General features: G+C 68.5%; 21 protein-coding genes and 3 tRNA genes. 9 read left to right on the forward strand and 15 right to left on the reverse strand.

Features of this window, described 5'->3' with window-relative positions; all coding sequences use genetic code 11:
* Nucleotides 1-25: 25 nt before the first annotated feature.
* The 12 genes from F0U60_RS46740 to F0U60_RS46795 all read right to left on the reverse strand — a co-directional run bounded on the left by F0U60_RS46740 (nucleotide 26) and on the right by F0U60_RS46795 (nucleotide 9,574).
* Entirely contained in the window at nucleotides 26-709 is a 684-nt protein-coding gene (locus tag F0U60_RS46740) for a cell surface protein (RefSeq protein WP_395810297.1), read from the reverse strand.
* 2 nt (nucleotides 710-711) lie between these two features.
* A complete protein-coding gene (locus F0U60_RS46745; protein WP_395810299.1) occupies nucleotides 712-2,016 on the reverse strand; it encodes a hypothetical protein in 1,305 nt (434 codons plus the stop codon).
* Between the two features lie 131 nt (nucleotides 2,017-2,147).
* A tRNA-Leu gene (locus tag F0U60_RS46750) sits at nucleotides 2,148-2,222 on the reverse strand.
* Nucleotides 2,223-2,240: 18 nt separating this feature from the next.
* A tRNA-Leu gene (locus F0U60_RS46755) sits at nucleotides 2,241-2,315 on the reverse strand.
* A 10-nt stretch (nucleotides 2,316-2,325) separates the two neighbouring features.
* Nucleotides 2,326-2,398 (reverse strand) — tRNA-Glu (locus tag F0U60_RS46760).
* Between the two features lie 94 nt (nucleotides 2,399-2,492).
* Entirely contained in the window at nucleotides 2,493-2,645 is a 153-nt protein-coding gene (locus F0U60_RS46765; RefSeq protein ID WP_395810301.1) for a hypothetical protein, read from the reverse strand.
* Nucleotides 2,646-2,704: 59 nt separating this feature from the next.
* The gene (locus F0U60_RS46770; RefSeq protein WP_395810303.1) at nucleotides 2,705-3,763 is read right to left on the reverse strand and encodes a FecCD family ABC transporter permease; all 1,059 of its coding nucleotides are present in this window, start codon (nucleotides 3,761-3,763) and stop codon (nucleotides 2,705-2,707) included.
* A 2-nt stretch (nucleotides 3,764-3,765) separates the two neighbouring features.
* The gene (locus tag F0U60_RS46775) at nucleotides 3,766-4,650 is read right to left on the reverse strand and encodes an ABC transporter substrate-binding protein (protein ID WP_395810305.1); all 885 of its coding nucleotides are present in this window, start codon (nucleotides 4,648-4,650) and stop codon (nucleotides 3,766-3,768) included.
* Between the two features lie 8 nt (nucleotides 4,651-4,658).
* Nucleotides 4,659-6,248: an MXAN_6577-like cysteine-rich protein gene (locus F0U60_RS46780; RefSeq protein ID WP_395810307.1), complete on the reverse strand. Its 1,590-nt coding sequence runs from the start codon at nucleotides 6,246-6,248 to the stop codon at nucleotides 4,659-4,661.
* A complete protein-coding gene (locus tag F0U60_RS46785) occupies nucleotides 6,245-8,236 on the reverse strand; it encodes a TonB-dependent receptor plug domain-containing protein (RefSeq protein ID WP_395810309.1) in 1,992 nt (663 codons plus the stop codon). The genes F0U60_RS46780 and F0U60_RS46785 overlap by 4 nt, the downstream gene beginning before the upstream one ends.
* A 44-nt stretch (nucleotides 8,237-8,280) precedes the next feature.
* Entirely contained in the window at nucleotides 8,281-8,844 is a 564-nt protein-coding gene (locus F0U60_RS46790) for an FHA domain-containing protein (RefSeq protein ID WP_395810311.1), read from the reverse strand.
* 76 nt (nucleotides 8,845-8,920) lie between these two features.
* Nucleotides 8,921-9,574 carry a hypothetical protein gene (locus F0U60_RS46795; RefSeq protein ID WP_395810313.1) on the reverse strand — a complete coding sequence of 218 codons (654 nt, stop codon included), beginning with the start codon at nucleotides 9,572-9,574 and terminating at the stop codon, nucleotides 8,921-8,923.
* A 283-nt stretch (nucleotides 9,575-9,857) separates the two neighbouring features.
* Between F0U60_RS46795 and F0U60_RS46800 the strand changes: the two genes are divergently transcribed.
* Together F0U60_RS46800 and F0U60_RS46805 are read left to right on the forward strand one after the other, a co-directional pair.
* Nucleotides 9,858-10,112 carry a hypothetical protein gene (locus tag F0U60_RS46800; protein ID WP_395810315.1) on the forward strand — a complete coding sequence of 85 codons (255 nt, stop codon included), beginning with the start codon at nucleotides 9,858-9,860 and terminating at the stop codon, nucleotides 10,110-10,112.
* Nucleotides 10,109-10,489, forward strand: a complete 381-nt coding sequence (locus F0U60_RS46805) for a ComEA family DNA-binding protein (RefSeq protein WP_395810317.1) — start codon at nucleotides 10,109-10,111, stop codon at nucleotides 10,487-10,489. The genes F0U60_RS46800 and F0U60_RS46805 overlap by 4 nt, the downstream gene beginning before the upstream one ends.
* 62 nt (nucleotides 10,490-10,551) lie before the next feature.
* Here F0U60_RS46805 and F0U60_RS46810 read toward each other — a convergent pair whose 3' ends face one another.
* Nucleotides 10,552-12,186 carry a serine/threonine-protein kinase gene (locus F0U60_RS46810; RefSeq protein WP_395810319.1) on the reverse strand — a complete coding sequence of 545 codons (1,635 nt, stop codon included), beginning with the start codon at nucleotides 12,184-12,186 and terminating at the stop codon, nucleotides 10,552-10,554.
* A gap of 233 nt (nucleotides 12,187-12,419) precedes the next feature.
* On the opposite strand from F0U60_RS46810, the gene F0U60_RS46815 reads away from it, so the two are divergent.
* The gene (locus tag F0U60_RS46815) at nucleotides 12,420-13,649 is read left to right on the forward strand and encodes a porin (protein ID WP_395810321.1); all 1,230 of its coding nucleotides are present in this window, start codon (nucleotides 12,420-12,422) and stop codon (nucleotides 13,647-13,649) included.
* Here F0U60_RS46815 and F0U60_RS46820 read toward each other — a convergent pair.
* Nucleotides 13,646-14,299 (reverse strand): histidine phosphatase family protein, encoded by a 654-nt coding sequence (locus F0U60_RS46820; RefSeq protein WP_395810323.1) that lies wholly within the window; start codon nucleotides 14,297-14,299, stop codon nucleotides 13,646-13,648. The genes F0U60_RS46815 and F0U60_RS46820 overlap by 4 nt on opposite strands.
* A 458-nt stretch (nucleotides 14,300-14,757) precedes the next feature.
* Between F0U60_RS46820 and F0U60_RS46825 the strand changes: the two genes are divergently transcribed.
* From F0U60_RS46825 to F0U60_RS46840, 4 genes are read left to right on the forward strand one after another with little or no spacing between them, the layout of a single operon-like run.
* Nucleotides 14,758-15,810: a sulfate ABC transporter substrate-binding protein gene (locus F0U60_RS46825; protein WP_395810325.1), complete on the forward strand. Its 1,053-nt coding sequence runs from the start codon at nucleotides 14,758-14,760 to the stop codon at nucleotides 15,808-15,810.
* Nucleotides 15,811-15,824: 14 nt separating this feature from the next.
* Entirely contained in the window at nucleotides 15,825-16,664 is an 840-nt protein-coding gene (gene cysT / locus F0U60_RS46830; protein WP_395810327.1) for a sulfate ABC transporter permease subunit CysT, read from the forward strand.
* 10 nt (nucleotides 16,665-16,674) lie between these two features.
* Complete coding sequence (gene cysW / locus F0U60_RS46835) at nucleotides 16,675-17,523, forward strand: sulfate ABC transporter permease subunit CysW (protein ID WP_395810329.1); 849 nt, start codon at nucleotides 16,675-16,677, stop codon at nucleotides 17,521-17,523.
* Nucleotides 17,520-18,581 carry a sulfate/molybdate ABC transporter ATP-binding protein gene (locus F0U60_RS46840; RefSeq protein WP_395810331.1) on the forward strand — a complete coding sequence of 354 codons (1,062 nt, stop codon included), beginning with the start codon at nucleotides 17,520-17,522 and terminating at the stop codon, nucleotides 18,579-18,581. Before cysW ends, F0U60_RS46840 begins: the two co-directional genes overlap by 4 nt.
* A 35-nt stretch (nucleotides 18,582-18,616) precedes the next feature.
* Here F0U60_RS46840 and F0U60_RS46845 read toward each other — a convergent pair whose 3' ends face one another.
* Nucleotides 18,617-18,934: a DUF3817 domain-containing protein gene (locus F0U60_RS46845; RefSeq protein WP_395810333.1), complete on the reverse strand. Its 318-nt coding sequence runs from the start codon at nucleotides 18,932-18,934 to the stop codon at nucleotides 18,617-18,619.
* A gap of 92 nt (nucleotides 18,935-19,026) precedes the next feature.
* On the opposite strand from F0U60_RS46845, the gene F0U60_RS46850 reads away from it, so the two are divergent.
* The gene (locus tag F0U60_RS46850; RefSeq protein ID WP_395810335.1) at nucleotides 19,027-21,324 is read left to right on the forward strand and encodes a S41 family peptidase; all 2,298 of its coding nucleotides are present in this window, start codon (nucleotides 19,027-19,029) and stop codon (nucleotides 21,322-21,324) included.
* A gap of 209 nt (nucleotides 21,325-21,533) precedes the next feature.
* Complete coding sequence (locus F0U60_RS46855) at nucleotides 21,534-22,124, forward strand: MarR family winged helix-turn-helix transcriptional regulator (RefSeq protein WP_395810338.1); 591 nt, start codon at nucleotides 21,534-21,536, stop codon at nucleotides 22,122-22,124.
* Nucleotides 22,125-22,138 lie beyond the last annotated feature (14 nt).

Below are 22,138 nucleotides of genomic sequence, written 5' to 3' on the forward strand. Positions count from 1 at the left end.
CTCGCGCCCTCTGGGGAGTCGCCCATCACTTCCACTCGCAGACGGGAGAGCCGTTCACCACCGCGATGGCGTCCAGGTCGAACCCGCCCGACGTGGACCCATAGGCGTTCTCCCCGCTGTCACGGATGCGGATGAAGCGCGCCCGGGCAACGCCAAGGGTAGCCAGGTCGAAGCCATCACCGCCCGCCACGGAAGGATCCGTGGGGCTGATGCCGTTCTCCGGCGAGGAGAACACGTGCTTCACACCCGCGCAGCCAGGGGAGCCGTTGGCCCTGTCCGTGGGAGCACAGGGGAAGTCGTGCCACGTCTGACCGTCCTCGCTCACGGAGACGAAGCCCGTCTCCGTGAAGTTGCCGAAGGGGTTTTCAAAGACGAGCAGGTCCACGCCGGGCCCGTCCTCCACGCCGATGTCGGTGAGCTCGAGGACGATCTGCCCCCCCTCGCCGAGCGAGAGCACGTCCAGCGAGCCCATGCCGGAGCCCCCCCCATGGGGCGGTCCGAGCACGATGTTCGGATAGCCATCCTGGCCGAAGCCAGCGAACGGACCGGGCGAGAAGGACACCACCTTGTCGGCGAACGGGTTGTTCTCGCTCGCGCAGACCACCGGAGTCTTTGGGTTCTCCTCGTCAGAGGGACCTCCGCAGCCGGTGGCGAGCAGGGCTGTCACGAAACAGGCGCTCCAGCGCGCCGGGGTGCAGTGAGTTCCCATGGCTATTGCTTCTGAAGGAGAACGAGCCGGCTGCCGTTCTTGTCCGTCACACCCACGAGCAGATTCGTGCCCTGCGGAGCCATCAACACCACGTTGGTGCAGGTGTTCTGGGTGGTGAGCACGGGCGAGAGCTCGCCCTTGATGACGGTCTTCGGGTCGATGCCCGTCGTCAGCTCGATGCGCGAGACATCGTTCGTGATCGTCTTGTACGACTCATCGAAGTGGGCACGGTGGAGCGCCACGCCCTGACCAAAGCCCGCCACCGCGAAGAGGTCACTGCCCGCGTAGATCTCCGGAGCATTCTCCGCGGTAAGCGCCAGGGTCGTACCGCCCGAGAGCGCTGGCGTGTACGTCGCGGGAGCCACCGCGAGCAGGTGGTTGATGTAGGGGTCGAACGGGCCCGAAGGGCTGGGGACGCTGTAACCGAGCACGGCGATCTCCTGGCTCGTCGCCGCCGTGTAGCCGCTGGAGGGAGCCGCCACCGGGAAGGTCGCCAGCTTCACTCCCTGGAAGGGAGCGGACGCGGTCTTCAGCGCGTAGATACCACTCCCCCCTTCGGAGGACCCCTGGACGCCCTGGCCGCTGAACAGGAAGGCCCCGGAGACACCAACTGCGGAGAAGTTGCCGTTCGCGGACACGTGGGCGGACTTATCCGGGCTGGCCGTGTCGTACACCAGGACCGAGCCAGGGATGTTCTCGATGGGACCCGACTTCGTGTAGCCGGCGAGCAGCCGCGTGCCGTCATTGGCCAGGAAGCCGCTCAAGAACGTGCCGCTGCCACGATCTGCCTCGGGGATGACGGGCTGAAGGGGCGTCGTGCTGGCGACAACGTTCGGCCAGGTGCCGAGCTCGTAGATGCTGTTGTCGATCCCGTTCAGGCCATACAGCTTGAAGTCGGTGCCACTCTGGAGGGCCGTCACCGCGCTGATTCCCTCGGGGAGCGCGGCGGACTCGGCGGCGGCGTAGCCCGTCTGAAGCTGCAGCGTGCCGAGCTTCGCGTCATGCGGCAGGTCCGCGCACGCGACTCCCGCGTCGGTGCCCGCGTCCGTCGGCTCGTTGCCTCCGTCCGTTGGCTCGTTGCCTCCGTCCGTCGGCTCGGAGCCCGCATCCGGGACGTCCCGCTCCACACAGCGGTTGTCCTCACACACGTACTCCCGCCCCCTGGGAGGCGTGCCGTTCTGGGTGACGCAGTCGAACGGATCGACGCACTCCTGAGTGCAGCCGGTGCCCAGCAGCCCCAGCGACAAGGCGCCCAGGACCCATACGAAGCGACCGACCCCTCGCAAACCCATCGTTGCTGTCTTCATGCGCGTCCTGCTCCTCACGTGGAGTAACCGAAGAGGGGCGCGGATACGGCGGCGGGGCAGGCTTTGTCAAATGCTCCGTCCACCTCACACCAGGAGCAAGCCTCGCGTGGAGAATGGACGACAATGAAGAGTACCGCGGGCGGGATTCGAACCCGCAACCTCTGCGTTCTGAGCGCAGCACCTCTACCAGGTTGGGCTACCGCGGCGTGTGTTTCAACTGCGAGTGCCGAAGGCGGGATTCGAACCCGCAACCACCAGACTCTCGATCTGGGGCCTCTACCAAGTTGGGCTACTTCGGCGTGCTGCGAGTACCCCGTACGGGAGTCGAACCCGTCTTTCCGCATTGAGAGCGCGGTGTCCTTCGCCGATAGACGAACGGGGCAGAGAGCAGGACCCGGAAAAGCAAAAGGCCGGGTCCCTTTCTGGGAGCCCGGCCTCTGAGTCCGTGCCTCGCCTTGGAACGAGGACGCGGGAGATCAGAGTCCGGGCGGTCGGCCGAGAAGCAGCTCCAGGCCGAGCAGGAGGTCCAGAGCGGTATCCAGACCGGTACGCGAGAGCGCGTCGATGCCAGTATCAGCGTCGTTCAGGTGCTTGAGGTTCATCGGGCTCTGCGTCGTCACCGTCGTCATGGTCACCGCTCCTTTCATCGAGAAAAGACGCGTCGGAAATTCATTCCTGACAGCGACCTTTAGCCCGCCATGAGCCGCCCGCGTCGGTACAGGAGCGAGAGGAACAGCGGACCACCGAGCAGCGCCGTCACCACGCCCACCGGAGGCTCTCCCCCAAACAGCGGGAAGGCCAGCCGCGCCAGCAGGTCCGCGAGCATGAGGAACGCCGCGCCCCCGAGCGCGGAGAGCGGCACGAGCAGCCGCTGGTCCGGCCCAAAGGCGAGCCGCAGCAAGTGCGGAACGATGAGGCCCACGAAGCCGATGAGCCCCGAGAGCGCCACAGCGCCGGCCACGCTGGCGCTCGCGGCGAGGAGCAGCAACCGCCGCGTGCTCGCCACGGACACACCGAGCGAGGATGCGTCCTCATCTCCCAACGTGAGCAGGTTGAGCCGCCCCGAGAGCGCGAGCATCACGCCGATGGCCGCGACCTGGAGGAGCACAGACAGAACGAGCGTGCCGGCGCGCTCATGGCCGAGGGTTCCCGCGAGCCAGTGGAAGATCTCCCCCAGTTGGTTCGGATCGGAGAGTGCCTTGATGAGCGTGATGACCGCGGAGGCGAAAGAATTGAAGACGACTCCGATGAGAAGCGCAGAATCAGGCGTACGGCCCGCATGGCCCCGGCTCGCGGCGAGCACGAAGAGCGTGGCCGCCACGGCGCCCACGAAGGCGAACAGAGTCGGAGCGGACAGGCGCGCCAGCCCGCCCCCGAGGCTCGGAGCCACCTCGCCCACGGTGGCGAGCCCCACGGCCAAAGCCAAGGTGGCCCCGAGCGCCGCGCCCCCGGAGACTCCGAGGATGAAGGGATCCGCCAGCGGGTTGCGCAACACGCCCTGCAGCGTGGTCCCGGAGGCGGCGAGTCCCGCACCGACGAGGGCCGCCAGCACGGCGCGCGGCATTCGGACGGACCAGAAGATGCGAGCGTCCGTGGACGTGGGCTTCCCGAAAAAGGCCGTGTACAGGGAGATGGACTGATCCCCGAAGCGGACGGACACGAGGAACGCCGCGAGCACCAGGACGAGGAACACCCCGCAGAGCCCGAGCGCCCGCGCCAACGTGAAGCCCTTGCCCCGCTCACGCATGGCTAGCGCGCAGTCCCTGCATCGGGCTTCGCATCGGGCTTCACAGTGGGGTGCAAGAGCCGGAACAGCTCCTCCAGCCCGCGGCCCAGCGAAGGCCCCGGCTGCAGCAGCGCCATCGACGGCACCTCCACCCAGCGGGACTCAGAGAGGAGCGTGCGGAGCTTGTCCTTGCCCATGTCCACGTCCGAGGCATCCACCACCACGTCCGGAGAGACACCCACCGCGCGCTCGACGGGGTACACGGGGTAGGCCCCCCCCGCGTCCGCCGCCACGTTGCGAGCGCCCGCATCGCGCAGCAGCTCGTCCGCGAAGGAGCCGGGTCCAGCGACGACGAGCGGCGTGAAGCCATAGACGAACAGGACGCGCGGCGACTCGAGCGTCTTGGAGGCCTCACGGATTCGGACGCGGGTGGACTCGATGCGCTGGACCATGGCGTCGGCCTCCTTGTCCTTCCCGAGCGCCTTGCCCACGGCACGGAGCGCCGCCAGGGTATCGGCCACAGTGTGCAGGGGCAGCAACAGCACGGGGATATCGAGCTCGGCCAGCTTCTCCACGGACCGCTGATTGCCCGGCCCCGGCTGAACAAGCACGAGGTCCGGCTCGAGGGCCACCACGGCCTCAACGGACGGATCAATGAAGCCGCCCACGCGAGGCAGCCCGGCCACCTCCTTCGCCTCGTCGAAGCGGGAGACGCCCACGAGGGTGCTCCCCGCGCCGAGCGCCATCACCGTCTCCGTGAACGAGGGGGCGAGCGTCACCACGCGCTTCACCTTCTCGGGAGGCTTGGGGCCCAGGAAGCGAGGACCGCCCTTCGGAGGGGCAGCATGCGCCGCGGTGACGAGGCACAGCGCGGCGAGCAGGACGAACGGGACGAGACGGGTCTTCATGAAGAGGCTCAGGGAATCGCGACGACGTCACCGACGAGGGAGGGCCCATTGCTCCGAGGGCAGACGAGGAGAGGCGGCTCGGAGCCAGGCCCCAGCCCACGCCGCTCCACGAGCGAGTCGCCCACCACCTCAATGACGAAGACGCGGCCCGCGTTGTTGTCGCCCACGTAGGCGCGGTTGCCCACCACGGAGAACCGGCCCGCGGAGGCGAGCAGGCATGAGGTCCCTTCCGGGCACCGCAGCGCATGCGAGGCGACCACGTGGTCCTCCGCATTGAGCAGCACCAGCCCGGTCCCCCTCACGTCGATGAGGTTGAAGTTGCGGTCATAGGTCGCCGCGCCACCGCAGCTCACGAGCAGCCGCTCGCCCACGGGGACAACCCAGAACGGGTTGAGACACTCCTCGCCGAGCGCGATGAGGCGCATCGCGCGGGTGGTGAGATTGATGCGGACCAGGAAGCCGGGGCCTCCGACGGAGAAGTCCCGAGAGTCCAGGTTGCCGAGCGCGACGAACATCCAGCCCCGGCGCGTGGCGATCCCCGCGGGCGCGGCAACGGTGGTGCGACCCGGAAAGGGATTCAGGGCGTCGCCCTTGGGCAGCTCGAACGTATCCGTAATGACGGGCCGGGTGGGGTCCGTCAGCGAGACCCGGACCACCTTGCCACCCGCGGAGGGAGCCGTCTGAAGGTTGCCCAGCAGCGTGACGTAGGCATCCGAGCCCTGCAACGCGAACGCATAGGGGTTGGTGTTCGCACCAAAGTTCACGCTGCCCACGTCGGTGAGCGTGATGCCATGGGGGAACTGCGGGCGATGGTCGAAGGAGGACTTCTCTTCTCGCTGGAGGACCTGCAGGGTGTTGCTCGTGGAGTTGAGGATGTAGACGTAAGGCTCCTCGACGAGCAGGTGATTGGGGACCTGGCCCGTGGTGTTCCGAGCCTGCAGCTCGCCATAGTCGGTGAGCCGGGCCTGAAGCAGCCGCGAGGAGGCATCCAGCACCAGCAGCACATCCTGCATGCGCGCGACGGTCAGGGGACTGGTCCCCACCGCCATCGCGGGCCCCTTCACGTCCGCCCCCGCATGGATGCCCACCACCTGCCCGGTGTTGAAGCACGCGGCGACGACGTCATAAGTGCAGACGCCCCCCCGGCAGCTCCGGGAGTCCGCGCACACGTCTCCGCAGGCACCACAGTTGAAGGCGTCCGTGTCCAGGTCCACGCACGAGCGCTCACAGCGCTCGAAATCCGCCCCGGTGCAGGAGTCCTTGCATTGCCCCTGCTCGCATACCTGAGCCGGAGCGCACGCCGTGCCCCCTGCTCCCGCACAGCCGCCGCAGTGGGACGGATCCGAGGCGGTGACAACGCACTGCCCACCACACAGCGAGGCCCCCGCGCGGCAGCGGCAGGCGCCCTCGATACAAACCTCTGTGACGGAGCAGGCCACGCCACAGGCACCACAGTCGGAGGAAGTGCTGGAGAGGTCCACGCACGTATTGTCACAGCGGGTCAACCCCTCGGAGCACAGGAACTCATCCGACGGGCACCCGACCAGCAGCGCAGACCCCATCACCAGCAACAGAACCGCGAAGGCTCCTCCTCTCATCGTGCCTCCCTCTCGAATGCCCCCGCCACCGACACATACACGGCGCGGCCAGGGAGCGGGTAACCAACGAAGTCCTCGGCGCGAGCATTGAAGAGATTCTTCACCTCACAGGAGACCGTGAGCTCCGTGCCCGAGCCGAAGGTGCTGGACACGCCCGCGTGGACGAAGGCGCGCCCAGGCAGCGACATCGCACCATCCCGAGTGAGGAAGTGCGCCGACTGGGCCACCCACTCTACGCGCCCCGTGAGCCATCGGGGTCCCCCCAGGACGCGCGCGGCCAGCTTGTGGCGCGGTCGGTAGGGCAGCTCGCGCAGGTAGAAGCGCCCATCCCGCTGCAAGTCGCTCGACAGGGTGAGCGTGTAGCTGAAGGCGCCGGAGAGCAGCCGGTGGGGCCGCCACTCGCCCTCGGCCTCCAGCCCCATCACACGTGCATTGGCGAAGTTGTACGGCCTGGCCGCGCCGGGCGGATAGGCCTCGTAGGAGATGAGGTCCTCGTAGAGGCTGGCAAAGCCCCCCACCGAGGCGAAGGACACCTCCGAGCGGTGCACCACCGCCGCGTCCGCATACAACGCTCGCTCAGGGCGCAGGTCCGGGTTGGGCAGCAGCGTGCCCTGACGCACGTACAGCTCCAGGAACGAGGGCGCACGATGGGAGCGGCCCGCGTTGGCGCGCAGCTCGAAGCCCAAGGGCAGCAACGCGGTGACGCCCACCTTCGGGGACAGCAGCGTGTACGGGCCCGCCTGCTCCACGCGCAGCGAGGGTGCGACGGTGAGCTGCCCGTCCCACAGCAGCACCTCGTCCATCGCCATCACACTGGCGCGCAACCACGTCGGCTCGCCCTCCGAGTCCTCGGTCGTCTCCGCGGCGGTCACGGACTCACCGCCCACGCCCAGCAGCGCGGACACCGAGTGCCACCCGCCCAGCAGCACCTGCCCCTCCACCTCCACCCCGCCCACCTGCTGCACCTGCGGGTCCGCCTCGCTCCAGGGCCCGCCGCCGGACAGCGCCACCCGCTCCCTCCGGAAGTACGCGCGCGCGTTCGTCTGGACTCCCCCCGGCAGCGTGCCCGACAGGCGCAGGTTCGCCGAGCCGCGCCCTCCGGACTGGCGCGCATCCTCGCTCGGGTTCTGCGCGGTGCCGGCGAGGCCTCGCTCGTCGAAGGAGAGCTCGCCCAGCAGATCCGCGGAGATGCCTTTCCCCAGCTCGCGCCGCAGCCTCAGCAGTCCCCCTGCCCCACGCGCGTCGTTGTTGGTGCGCCGGCGCTCGAGCAGCGCGTCCCCGGGCAGCGTGGGGCTTGGATCAAAGAGGTACGGGAAGCGCCCACTGGAGGTGCCCCCATGGAGGAGCAGCAGCGCCTCGCCTCCCGCGAGCGGCCCCGAGGCCGACAGCCAACCGAGCCCCGAGTCCCAACTGCCGTAGGACAGCTCCCCCGCCACACGCGCGTTCGCGCCGGGACGGCGGGTGATGATGTTGATGGCGCCCCCCAGCCCGCCCGAGCCATAGCGCGCTCCCGCGCCGCCACGCAGCACCTCGAAGCGCTCGGCCAGGGCCGCGGGCACGCGAGACAGGTCCGCGATTCCACCCGCCCCATTGAGGGGAATGCCGTCGAGCAGCACCAGCGTCCCGTTCGAGGACGCGCCTCGCACCACGACGCTCTTGCTCTGCCCGTAGCCCCCCAGGTCCTGCAGCGTGACGCCAGGCGCGGTGGACAGCATCGCCGCGGTGTCACGGGCCGCGCCGCCGAACTCGTCCACGCGGATGAGGGTGAGGGCGCCGCTCGGGTCACGCCTGGTCGCCGAGTCTGGGGGCTCGGCGGCAACGGGCGCCTCCTCCACCTCCACGGTGGGGACGAGCAGGGGCTCGCCTTCGGAGGGCTCCGAGCTGGCTGTGTCCTGAGTAGGAGGTTCCGCTGCCTGCTGGGCAAACGCGAACCCGCTCGTGCTGAGCGCCAGGCAGAGCCACTGCCCGGCGAGGTGCGACCACCGCATGAACCCGCCTTCCGCTCTCTCCGGCGGCAGGCCTTCCTAGGGGCTCAACCCCCGCGCGTCAAGCCACCCTCGCTGACGTACGCCCCCCGAGCGGCCCGGGAATGGCGGGCCAGCCAATCGAGGATGAACTGATTGAAGGCGGAGAAGTGGAGGAAGGTGGCCAGCATGTCCCCGAAGCGCAGCGAGGCGCGATCGAAGAGCGGCGCGGGCCGCCCGGGGATGAGCAGGGTGCCGTCGTGCCAGGTGCCGTTATGGCTGCCGCTGTCGGAGACGTACCAGACGCCCGTCTGCTTCTCCTCCCGGAAGGTGGCGTGCACCCGAGAAACAGTGGGGTCCTCCACGACGATGTCGTTGTCGGGTGTGCGCCCCAGCGTGATGCCCGAGGCCTCGGGGAGGACGCCCTGAGGGCGCTTGCGCATCTCGAGCACCAGCGGCTCGGCCACGGTGGGCCGGTGCAGCGAGAGCCCGGTCAGCGTGCTGCGAGTAAAGAGGGGACGCACTCCCACAGGAGGCGCCTCCCACACCAGCACCGGCCAGCACACCGAGCGTCGCACGGCCTGAGGATCGTCGAGGAATTGTGAGGCGAGCACGGAGAACTTCAGGTGCACGGAAATGCCCTCCAGCACACGAACGAGTGACGCGCAGGGTGTGCATGGAGGGCGGGAGCGGCCAGTCCCCCCTTTGTCAGCGGGAGGAGCCGTGCACCCGGAAGGGGATGCTCAGCGTGCCGAACCGCTCTCCGGTGGTCGCGTCCACCAGACGGGCCTGGAGCGTGGCCCGGCGTTCATGGGCACCGGGATTCTGGAAATAGAGGAACCCCGTCCAGGAGGACCCATCCTTCAGGATGCCTTCGGGGAAGGCCATCCGCAGCATGTCCTCCGACGGCAGCCGCGAGGCGCCCGAGGGCGGGCAGGTATAGCAGTTGACGCGGGGCTCCTCGTTGAAACGTCCATACGGGCTGTAGGTGGGAGGTGGCGACGGCATCCGAACCCCGGAGCCCGAGCTGGGCTCGAGCCCGGCCAGCGTATGGGGTGCGAGCGCGGCGTAGTGCGCCTCCCCCACCAGCTCGAAGTCCTCGTACTGGATGCGCAGGGTCCGGCCGCTGTTGTTCTCCAGGACGACCTCCACCGGCGCGAGGTAGCGCACGAGATCAAAGGGGTTGCCCTTCCAGGAGTCCCCGCTCGCCACGAGGCGCACGCCCCCGTCCTCGGCAGCGGCGACGCGGCCGTCACTCGAGAGGATCACCTGGGGAGCCTCAATGGGACGGAGCCGTCCCTTGTCAGCGGAACAACCGGCCAGGGAACACAGCACCACCACCGCAAGAACCGCAGAGCGCATGAGCGTGCGCCTCCTCGTCGATGAGTCTCCGGCCCTAAACGTATCCTCGATACCACGCGAGGAACCCGCCAGCACCCTGGGCGCGCAGGTGTCTCCTGGAGCGCGGACAGCCCCTGTGAGGGTTGTCCGGCGAACCCACGCCGTCCCGCCCTCGGGACGATCTGATCGCACCTGCACGCTCCAAGGGGGCGAGCTCCGAGGGAAGAGCCCCTGGCATGACGTCTGCTCTGGAGTCCAGCGAGCGCGCCAATGGAGGCGCGAAGGTGAAGCAGAGAGGTAGTCGATGCTGACGGCGGGGAAGCGGTTGGCGGTGTTCTCCATCCGCGAGGGTAAGGGAGGGAGCATCTGGGTGCGGGCGGGGAGTGCTTTCGTCAACAAGGACGGCTCGCTCAACGTGCTGCTGGATGTGCTGCCGCTGGACGGCAAGCTGCACGTGCGCGAGGCGGGGGACAAGAAGGACACGGTGCAGGCGGGCGGCGGCGGGCGCTACGGGGTCGACGGTGGGCTGGACTCGCTGCCGGTGGGAGGTCACTCGTGAGCGGGCGCGCGAGGGGGATGTGGGCGGCCGCGGTGCTGGGACTGGTGCTGCTCGGGGCTGGGAGCGCGGGCGCGGCGAGCCCGAAGACGCGGACCCAGTACACAGGCGTGGTGAACCTGAATGAGGCGACAGTGGCCCAGTTGGATCTGCTTCCGGGCGTGGGCCCGAAGGCCGCGCAACGCATCGTCACCTGGCGGGAGAAGCGGGCCTTCAAACGCATTGAGGAGCTGGTGCGGGTGAAAGGCTTCGGCAAGAAGCAGTTCTTGAAGCTCAAGCCGTACCTGACGCTTCAGGGCCCAACGACGCTGAAGGCGGAAAAGGCGTTGGTGCAGATGGGCGAGGTTCGCGTCACCGCCCCTGCGCCGGCGAAACCCTGAGCGCTCGGGAGAGAGGGTTGCCAGAGTCCCTGGCCTCCTCTCTCCCACCTCCTCGCCGTCCCTTACCGGCGGACAGCACGAGGCCGAAGCGGCGACTCGGCCTTCTCCGTGAGCGCCATGTCGGGCGTGAGCTGGAGGGGCTGAACGGGCACGGAGGGCTGGGTCATGACCAGACGCATGGCATCGACCAGCTGCCGCCGGCCATGGGGATGGGGTGCCTCGGAGCCCGTGAGCGCCAGGAACTGCTGCTGCAGCACCTCGCCCGAGGGGGTGCGCTGCTCCCGGTCGTGCACGAGCAACCCCATGATGATGGCGTCGAGCGCGGGCGAGATGCCGGGCACGAAGTGGGAGGGAGGCAGCAGCTCCTGCTTGGTGGCGGCGACCATCAGCGCCGTCTCACTGTTTCCCTGCAGGGCGCGCTCACCCGTGAGGGCCTCGTGCAGGGTGAGGCCCAGCGCGAAGAGGTCCGCGCGACCGTCCAGGGGTTGGCCATAGGCCTGCTCCGGCGCCATGTAGCCCGCCTTACCGCGCACCGTCTGCGCCCGAGTGATGGAGAGCTGATTGGCCGCCCGTGCGATGCCGAAGTCCGACAGCTTCACCTCGCCAATGCGCGACAACAGGACGTTGGGCGGGTTGAGGTCCCGATGAACCAGGCCCAGCGGCTCACCCCGGGGGCCCGTGCGCCCGTGCATGTACGCCAGCGCGGAGGCGACCTCCGCGCCGAGGTAGGCCACCGCCGCCGGAGGCAACCGCCTCGCGGGGAGACGCCGCAGCAGCGAGCTCAGTGGCATGCCATCCACGAACTCCATGGCCAGGAAGACGGTGCCCTGGTGCCGCCCCAGGTCGAGCACCTGCACGATGTTGGGGTGGATGAGCAGCGAGCCCAGCTCGGCCTCGCGCCGGAACATGGCGAGGAACTCCTCGTTGTCCGCGTAGGCCGGGAGGATGCGCTTGACGGCCACCTGCTTCTCGAAGCCGCCCTCCGGGCTGTAGGTGGCGCGGAACACCTCGGCCATGCCGCCCGAGCCCAGCCGCTCGTGGAGGAAGTACTTCCCCATCACGTCCTTCTCGCGGATGGCGCGCAGCGCGTCCTCGGCCTTGCTCACGATGAGGCCGGCCAGCGTCGCCGCCAGCGGGCCATAGGCGAAGAGGAACACGCAGCGCAGCAGCACCATGGGGAACGTCAGGGTGCTCAGGGGCTCGGGCGGGAGCCGCGGCTGTATCACGAGCAGGAACAGCGCCATGTACTCCACCGCGGCGAGCGCCGCCGCCGCGTACGCCAGCGTCTTGCCCGCCCGCAGCGCGCACACCACGATGAGCGCGCCCCAGGCGAGCGCCGGGGGCGTGGTGAGTGCGTACTCGGCCCCGTGGAAGTACACGTCCGTGGCGCACGCCACCGCCGGAATGGACACGGTGATGGCGCTGTCCACCCATTGAATCGCCGGGTGGAAGCCGCCCTGCTGCAGTGTCCGCAGCATGAGGGCGTAATAGATACACAGCCCGCCCGTCAGTCCCGCGAGGCTCAGCGACAGGCCCTTGCCAATCACGCCCATGAGCAGCAGCGAGGCCGTACAGCCGAGCACCATCATGCCGCGCATGAAGCGCGCAATGGCCATCTCGCGCGGGACGACGTCCTGGTCCAGGTACTCCTGTAACAGCCGGGCAGAGTGCGGCACTCGGGCAGCAGCGGCTTCCATGGAGGGCCAGCCTACCCGAGAGTCATGGAGACAGGATTCATCCGCTATAGCGGACAAGTTAACGCTTGTTGGCCCTAGGAGACATCCGTTATATTGGACACATCCATGATGAAGGCCTGTTGCCGCTGTTGTCGTCCGTCCCCCCTTGAGTGAGTTGCCGTCCTGGCGCGAACCGTGCGCCGGAGCGGTAGGGAACGAACGTCGCAACAGTCGTAGGCCTCTCGGAATCCTTCATGCCTCCAAACATCTCGAAGCACGCCCCGGGTGTATTCAGCATCCTTCTCACGCTGTGCCTTGGTATCGGGAGCGCCGCCGCGCAGGGGCCCGCGCCAACAACGGATGCACCGGCCAACCCATCGCCCATCATCATCGCGGAGCCCGGACGCGGAATCCTCGTGAAGACGGCCGACGACCGCTACTCCTTCGGCATCCGGGCGCGGCTCCAGTTCCGCAACACGTTCCTCCACGCCGGCGAGAGCGATACCAACGAGATTCAGATCAGGACGGTCCGTCTTACGGCGTTCGGGAACGTGCTGACGCCGGAGCTCCGCTACACCATCCAGCTCGCCTTCGGCGGCAACGACTTCGATGCGGGCAGCAGCACGCCCATCTTCGACGCCTTCGTGGACTACACCCGCTTCCGGGACCTGAACATCCGCGTCGGCCAGTTCTTCGTGCCCTTCGATCGCGCCCGCACCATCCGCGAGTTCGCGCTGCAGTTCGTCGACCGGCAGTTGGTGGTGCGCGAGCTGAACCTCGACCGCGATGTGGGCGTGATGTTCTCGTCCAACAACCTCTTTGGCTTGAAGGAGCTGCTCGGCTACCAGCTCTTCATCGGAGGGGGCGATGGGCGCAACCGCTTCGCTGCGTACGAGCCCGGACCGCTCACCGTCCTCCGACTCACGCTGCGGCCCTTCGGCACCTTCGATGATGATCAGGAGGGAGACCTGACCCGCGCGGCGAGGCCTCGGCTGAGCCTGGGTGTCGCGGGCGCCTACAACTTCCGAACCTCGCGGGCGCAGAGCACCATCGGCACGGCCTTCACCGCCGGCACGACGGACTACACCCACCTGGCCGCGGACCTGGTGTTCAAGTACCGGGGCTTCTCGCTCCTCGCCGAGGGCCTGTGGCGCGAGGCCAGCGAGGACGTGCTCGAGCGGACCCTCAACGGAACCGTCACCCGCGAGTCGACCCGCTCGGGCTACGGCTACTTCGTGCAGGGCGGCATGATGGTGACCCGGCAGCTGGAGGTGACCGCGCGGTGGGACAAGCTCTTCGCCCGGAGCGGAACCGACCCTCAGCTCATCCAGCTCGCCCGGACCCAAGGCAAACAGCTCGGGGCAGGCGTCAATCTCTACCTCAACGGCCACGCCTTCAAACTGCAAGGCGACTACTTCTACATCTTCGGCTCCACGGGAGAGGGGCGACACCTTGCCCGCATCCAGCTCGACGCCAGCTTCTAGCCGAACGTCACGTTCATCATCTTCACGATGGGCTCGTCGCCGTAGAAGTCGATGATGTTCACCGCGGCGTAGCCCTGCTCCAGCCGGAACAGGTTGTCGTCCGGCATGCCCAGCGCCTCGGCCAGCAACGTCCGGTTCACGCCACCGTGCGACACCAACACGAACGTCTCGCCCGCGTGCCGGGTCCGCAGCGCCCGGCCCGCGGACCGCACCCGCTCGCGCATCTCCGAGTAGCTCTCGCCCTGCGGGAACTGCACCCGGGCCGGATGCGCCATCCACTCCGCGTAGATCTCCGGGTAGCGCTTCTCCGCCTCTTCATACGTGAGGCCCTCAAAGAGACCGAAGTCGATCTCCCGGAACGCCTCTTCCGTATCCACCGCCATGCCCTTCAGCTCCGCCAGGGGTGCCGCGCTCTCCCGCGCCCGCTGACGGGGGCTCGTGTAGATGCGCAGCAGGGGCGCCTCGGCCAGGAAACGCGCGGCGCGCTCGGCCTGCAGCACCCCCGTGGAGGACAGCCCCACGTCGAGCCGTCCGTAGCAGCGGCCCCGCGTCTCCTCCACTGGCTGTCCGTGCCGCACCAGCACCATGCGTGTCACGCCCTTCGGAAGTCGCCAGTCCATCATCGTCCCCTCCCCCAGCCCGACCGCCATTCACAGACTTCCGAGTTCGCCCACATCGTGCCTCCCGTAATCCCCCCATCCATGTCTGCAACACGGGCCCTGGCTCACGGGCACCGCCGACGCGCTCTCGAATACCACGCCCCCACCCCCCAGAGCAGTCCCCCTGGATTTCTTTCGTTACACCCTACACGGACCGAGAGTCCCCCACCCCGAGCGCCACGAGAGGCCTCGCCATCCGCTATAGCGGACGAACCGCTTGACAAGCGGATGCCTCCCGGGCACTTTCTTGCCCGTTCATGCTCATCCCCCGCCCCATGAAGCCTTGTCGTTGTTGGCACCACGGGTGGGCGCTCGCCCGCCGGAGGCCCCAAGGCTGACGGCTGCGTGCTCTGGAGAGCCCACTACCCGCGAGGGGATGGTGGGCTTTCGAGCTTGAAGAGACTCGACTCACCGAGACCTCGCCGCCTCCCTCCGCATCGAGGTACCTCATGAAGTCATTGTCCCCCTTCAAGCGCACTGTCACCCTGTTAACCCTTCTGCTCTCCGCCGTGCCCGCGGTGAGTGGCTGCTCGAAGCCAAGCGGCTCGCAACCGGAAGCGGTCACCCTGCTCAACGTCTCGTACGATCCCACGCGCGAGCTCTACACGGACCTCAACGCCGCCTTCTCGAAGCAGTGGGAGGCGAAGAACGGGACGAAGCTCGTCATCAAGCAGTCCCACGGCGGCTCCGGCAAGCAGGCGCGCGCCGTCATCGACGGGCTGGACGCGGACGTGGTGACGCTCGCGCTCGCGTACGACATCGACATGCTGCACGACAAGGGCAACCTCGTGCCGGAGAACTGGCAGTCGCGGCTGCCCCACAACAGCTCGCCGTACACGTCCACCATCGTCTTCGTGGTGCGCAAGGGCAACCCCAAGGGCATCCGCGACTGGGAGGACCTGCTCAAGCCCGGCGTGTCCGTCATCACCCCCAACCCCAAGACGTCCGGGGGCGCGCGCTGGAACTACCTGGCCGCATGGGGCTACGCGCTGCGCAAGGCTGGCGGTGACGAGGCGAAGGCGCGCGAGTTCATCTCCCAGCTCTTCAAGAACGTGCCCGTGCTGGACTCGGGCGCGCGCGGCGCCACCACCACCTTCGCCGAGCGCGGCCTCGGTGACGTGCTCATCGCCTGGGAGAACGAGGCCTTCCTGCTCACCCGGGAGGTGGGCAACAAGGACCAGTTTGAGATCATCGTCCCCTCGGTGAGCATCCTCGCCGAGCCGCCCGTCGCCATCGTGGACCGCAACGTCGAGCGCAAGGGCACCCGCGCCGCGGCCGAGGCCTACCTCCAGTTCATCTACTCCGAGGAGGGCCAGGAGATCGCCGCGAAGCACCACTTCCGGCCCCGCTCCCAGGCGGTCGCGGCGAAGCACGCGAGCCACTTCCCCACGGTGAGCCTGTTCACCATCGACGAGGTGTTCGGCGGCTGGAAGCAGGCACAGAAGAAGCACTTCGACGACGGCGGCGCCTTCGATCAGGTCTACGTCCCCCAGGCGCAATGATCGGAGCCGCCTCCATGAACCCGAGCGCACGACGCCGCGTCCTGCCGGGCTTCGGACTGACCCTGGGGCTCAGCTGGCTGTACCTGGCCCTGATCGTCCTGCTGCCGCTGTCCGGCCTCTTCCTCAAGACATTCACCCTCTCCTGGGCGCAGTTCTGGGAGATAGTGGCTTCACCTCGCGTGCTCGCGGCGTACCGGCTCAGCTTTGGCGCGGCCCTGCTCGCCGCGCTGGCCAATGCCGTCTTCGGCCTGCTCGTGGCCTGGGTGTTGGTGCGCTACCGCTTCCCCGGCAAGGCGCTGGTGGACGCACTGGTGGACCTGCCCTTCGCCCTGCCCACCGCCGTGGCGGGGCTCACGCTCACCACCCTCTACGCGCGCAACGGGTGGTACGGGCAGTACCTGGAGGCGCTCGGCTTCAAGGTGGCCTTCACGCCCCTGGGTATCGTGGTGGCGCTCACCTTCATCGGGCTGCCCTTCGTGGTGCGCACCGTGCAACCTGTACTCGAGGACATCGACGCCGACGTGGAGGAGGCCGCCGCCACGCTCGGTGCCACGCCCTGGCAGGTCTTCACCCGCGTCCTCTTCCCCAGTGTGTTCCCCGCCCTGCTCAGCGGCTTCACGCTCGCCTTCGCGCGGGCCATTGGCGAGTACGGCTCCGTCGTCTTCATCTCCGGCAACATGCCCATGAAGACGGAGATTGCTCCGCTGCTCATCATCACCCGGCTCGAGCAGTACGACTACGCCGGCGCGACGGCCATCGCCGGGGTGATGCTCGCGGCCTCGTTCGCGCTCCTGCTCGCCGTCAACCTGCTGCAGCGCTGGAGCCAACGCCGGCTCGAGGCTCGGACCGGATAGGACGCCTGCCATGCACCCAACCTCGTACGCTCCGCGCCGGCACCGGCGCACCGTCTCCGGCCCGGCGCCCGTACGCTGGTTGCTCATTGGCCTGGCGCTCGCCTTCCTGGGCGTCTTCGTCGTCGTGCCGTTGGTGGCCGTCTTCACCTACGCCCTGCAGAAGGGCGTGGGCACGTACGTTGCCACCCTCCAGGAGCCCGAGACCTGGTCCGCCATCCGGCTCACGCTGCTGGCCGCCGCCATCGCCGTGCCGCTCAACCTGGTCTTCGGGCTCGCCGCCGCGTGGCTCATCGCCCGCTTCCGCTTCCCCGGCCGCGACGTGCTCCTCACGCTCATCGACCTGCCCTTCAGCGTGTCGCCAGTCATCGCGGGGCTCATCTTCGTGCTGCTCTTCGGCCGGCAGGGGTGGTTCGGCGCCTGGCTGGACGCGCATGACGTCCACATCATCTTCGCCGTGCCCGGTATCGTGCTGGCCACCGTGTTCGTAACGTTCCCCTTCGTGGCGCGCGAGGTGCTGCCCGTCATGCAGGCCCAGGGGCAGGACGAGGAGGAGGCTGCCCTCACGCTGGGCGCGAGCGGCTGGCGCACCTTCCTGCGTGTGACGCTACCCAAGGTGAAGTGGGGCGTGCTGTACGGCGTGCTGCTGTGCAACGCGCGCGCGATGGGCGAGTTCGGCGCCGTGTCTGTCGTCTCCGGCCACGTGCGCGGGGTGACCAACACCCTGCCGCTGCACGCGGAGATCCTCTACAACGAATACAACCTCTCCGGTGCGTTCGCCGTGGCCTCACTGCTCACGGTGCTCGCGCTGGTGACCCTGGCCGTCAAGAAGTACGTCGAGTGGAGGGCCGAGTCCCCATGAGCGTCATCGTCGAGCACCTCACCAAGCGATTCACCACCGGGGGGACTCCCGCCGTCTCGGATGTGTCGTTCCAGGCACCGTCTGGAGCCATCACCACGCTGCTGGGGCCCTCGGGAGCGGGCAAGTCCACGCTGCTGCGCCTCATCGCCGGGCTCGAGCTGCCGGACTCGGGCTCCGTGCGCATCGAGGGCGTGGAGTGTACCCACCAGCCCGTGCAGAAGCGCGGCATCGGGGTCGTCTTCCAGAGCTACGCGCTCTTCAAGCACATGACGGTGCGGCAGAACATCGCCTTCGGGCTGGAGACGCGCCGGCTGCCCCGTGCCGACATCGAAGCACGTGTGGACGAGATGCTGCGTCTGGTGCAGTTGGAGGAGCTGGGACAGCGCTACCCCGGACAGCTCTCTGGAGGACAGCGGCAGCGCGTGGCCTTCGCGCGGGCGCTCGCCATCCGCCCCAAGCTGCTGCTGCTGGACGAGCCCTTCGGCGCGCTCGACAGCCGCGTGCGCGTGGAGCTGCGCGAGTGGCTCCAGTCCCTCCATGAGCAGACGGGCGTCACCACCCTGCTTGTCACCCATGATCAGGAGGAGGCGCTAGAGATTTCGCAGCACGTGGTGGTGCTCTCGGACGGGCGCGTGGCCCAGGCCGGGTCACCGGAGGAAATCTACGACCAGCCAGCCACGCCGTTCGTCGCCTCCTTCGTGGGCGGCACCAGCATCCTGCGCGGACGTGTCCGCTCGGGCCGGGCCGAGGTGGGCACCCTCGTCGTGGAGGCGCCTCAGAGCGCTCGGGAGGGCGAGGCGGTGCACGCGTTCGTCCGCCCGCATGACATCAAAATCATCAGGCCAGCCAACGGCGCCAGCGGACCCAGCACGGTGCTCGTCGAGCGGTTCAAGTCCGTGGGTGGCTACGTGAAGGTGCTGCTCAAGCTTCCCTCCGGAGAGACGGTGACTGTCGAGGTGCCTCGCGCCGAGTTCGAGAACCTGGGCGTCGTTGAGGGCGATCACGTCCACGCCGACGTGCGCATGGCCAAGGTGTTCCTCGGCGACTTCGCCATCTAAGCGCAGGGACGCAGTGACAGGCCCGGCGCGCTGCCTCAGCTCGTGGCCGGCTCCACGGCGGCCTGCTCCTCACGGCGCAGCCGCGCGTCGAGCACGAACGTCCCGAAGGGCAGCAGCGACGCGATGAACGCACCCACCACGCGCAGCAGCGACCAGCGGTGCGTCACGGCGGCCTCCGCAAGGGCGAGGATGAAGAGCACGAACAGCAGCCCGTGCGCCCAGCCCACCAGCTTCACCGCCAGCGGCATGCCGGCCAGGTACTTCAACGGCATGGCGATGAAAAGGAGTACGACAAAGGAGACGCCCTCGAGCAGGGCAACGGCACGCAGACGTCCGATCGGGGTCTTCAGCATGGGGGAGAACCTACCCCAGTACCTCCAGGGCCCTCGACCCGCGAATGGGACGGAGCATTAGAGTGAGCGCCCCTATCCCATCGAGGAGGCACATGAGGTTCCTCCATGTCCTGCTGCTCGCCACCCTCTCCGCCGTCCGTCCACTCCCCGCGATGGCCGGGGAACAGGCAGCCCCGGAGCCTGAGACCGTGCGCCTCCAGCGCCTGCACCGTCTTGCCGAGCTCTGGGGCGAGGTGCGCTACCGCCACCCCAAGCTGCTCACCACTCCCGAACTCGACTGGGACGCGGCGCTGCTCGCGGCGCTGCCCCGCGTGGAGACCGCGCCAGATCAGGAGTCCTACGCCCGAGCCGTGCAAGTGATGCTGGACGTGCTGGAGGACCCGGCGACACGACTCGACCCCAGGGAAGCCCCGGAAGCAACGGCGCTGCCCGAAGTGACGCCCCAGCCCCTCCGTCGCTGGGAGAAGGGCGCGGTGCTTGTCCTGAACCTCGGCGCGGTGGCCGGTGCCGGAGGACTGAGCAGCATCCGCTCCGAGCGCTCGGCCGTGGAAGCGGACATACCCAAAGCCAAGGCGGTGGTGGTGGACCTGCGCGCGCTCCACCTGAAGGACCCGAACGCCCCCGGCCGTATCAAGAACGCGCTCTCCGTCATCGGCCCCTTCCTCTTCGAGGGCCGACTGCACGGGCCCGCGCAACGACAGGTGGAGCGCATCGGCTACCGCGCCCAGCGCAACGACGTCTCCGCCTACGAGGTCCGATTCTCCTTCGGCACCACGGATGTCCTCACCGGCACGCCTGGCCGCAAGCCGCCTCTCGTCTTCCTCCTCGATGCCCGCTCCCCCGTGCCCCCCCTGGTGCCAGCACTCCACGCCCAGGGGCTCGCGCGCCTCATCACCGAGGGGGACCTCGGCCCTTCACCAGGAGGAGAATCGATGCGCGTCTCCCTGGGCGAGGGGCTCATCGCACGAGTGCGCACCAGTGAGCTCACCGTCCGCCTTGTGGCGGACGCCCGGGTGCCCGAGCCCACCACCAGTGCCACGAAGGATGTGGCCCTGGAGACCGCGCTCCAGCAGGTGCGCCTGGTCCGGGCGAAGCCGCGGAAGATGAACCTCGCGGAGCTGCCTCCCGCCGTGTGGCAGCCGGACAAGACCTACGACGAGAGCCCCTACCCGACCCGGCCGCTCCGACAGCTCGCGGCCATCCGACTCTGGAACGTCATCCGCCTCTTCTATCCGAACCTGGAGCTGCTCGATGCGGACTGGAATGGGGCGCTCGTACGCTTCCTCCCGAAGCTCGAGGCCGCGCGAGACGCCGCGGAGTACGCACACGCGGTGGCCGAGATGGCCGCGCTCGTCCAGGATGGCCACAACTACCTGCGCGACCATCCCGAATACCTCCGGCTCTGGGGAAACGTCACCGCGCCCTTCTCCGCCCTCCCGGTCGAGGGCAAGTCCGTGGTGGTGAAGGTCCAGGTGCCGTCCGCCGCGCCGGGGCTCACCGTGGGAGACGTGCTGGAGGCCGTGGACGGAGAGCCCCTGCCAGCCCTGCTAGAACGGATTGCCCCCTACATCAGCGCCTCCACACCCGAGCACCTGCGCATCCAGATTCTGCGCCGCGCCCTTTCGGGCAAGGACGGCTCCACCCGCACCCTCACCGTGCGCGACGCCCAGGACCGCACGAAGCAGGTGCAGGTGAGCTACGCCTTCCAGAACTTCGACCTGGCGACCGTCGAGGGAGGCCCGGCGTACCGGCGGCTTCCGGGCAACGTGGGACTGGTGTCCCTCTCCCTCCTGAAGCCGGCGGACGTCCCCGGGATGTTCGAGCAGCTCGGAGACACGCGCGCCCTCGTCTTCGACCTGCGCGGCTACCCGAATGGGACGCTGTGGCCCCTGGCGCCCTATCTCAACGCGCGCGGTGCCAGACTCCTGTCCCAGGCAGAAGTGAGCCTGCTCCTGGGTGACAGCATGGGCACGCGCATCCGTTACGCGTCGGCCGTCCCCGAAGCGGACGTTCCTCGCTACCAGGGCCGGGTGGTGACGCTCATCGACGGACGGGCCATCAGCCAGGCGGAGAGCACCGGCATGATGTTGAAGGAGACGAGCAGCACCCTCTTCGTGGGCAGCCCCACCGCGGGCGCCAACGGCGACATCACGGATACGGTGTTGCCCGGCGGCATCACCTTCATCTTCAGCGGCGCCACCATCCTCCATGCCGATGGCCGTCCACTCCAGCGCGTAGGCCTGCAACCGGACGTGCCCGTACGCCCCACGCTCGCGGGGCTGCGCGCCGGCCGGGACGAGGTCCTGGAAAAGGCGCTGGAGGTGCTGCAGCAGGCCCGCCACGACGGCGAGCCAGCAGGCGGGCTTCCTCCGTCTGGCCAGACGCCATAACGCAATGCGTCATCCTTCATTTGGTGCTGAAAAAGGAAAGTAGGGAACCAAACAATGACATGGTCCGTCCCCAGCCAGGCGCTGGTGCGCCCTGGCTCGCGGACATCGGTCCGATGATTGATTTTGCAAGCAGGTAGAGCCCGCACGCACTACCTGTCCAAGGACAGAGACGGGCGACAGCAAGGTAGAATTCAGGGGACAGTGTAGAAATGAAGCCAAACGAAGAGCTCGGCGAGCAGCTCAACGCGGACAAGAGCAAGAGGCCCCCTCTGGGGGAAGTGTTGGAGTTCATGCGATTGCTGTGGGCCGTGGATCACGGCCTGCAGTCCACGTCCAAGCGCATGGAGTCCACGCTCGGGCTGACCGGCCCACAGCGGCTGGTGCTACGGCTCGTGGGCCGCTTCCCCGGCATCACCGCGGGCAGGCTCGCGCAGATCATGCACGTACACCCCAGCACGCTGACGGGTGTCCTCAAGCGAATGGAGAAGCGCGGGCTGCTCGAGCGCAAGTCGGATCCGCTCGACGGTCGCAAGGCTCTCTTCTCCCTCACGGAAGCGGGCCGCGGGATGGACGTGCCCACCACGGGCACGGTGGAGGCTGCCGTGGAGCGGGCCATCACCCGCCTGCCCCGGGCTCGCCTCCAGGCCGCCCAGGAGGTGCTGACCGCGCTCGCCGAGGAGCTGGGCGCCGGTGAGCCCTCGGCCGACAACCCCAACGGCACCGCCCCCCACAAGGAGGACGAGCAGGTGCCGGTGACGGAGGGGGAAGAGGCCGACTCGCGCAAGAGCGCCAGCCGCTGACTCCCTGTCGGCTG

Origin of the sequence: Archangium minus (assembly GCF_044360475.1) — a bacterium.
Classification (GTDB): domain Bacteria; phylum Myxococcota; class Myxococcia; order Myxococcales; family Myxococcaceae; genus Archangium; species Archangium minus.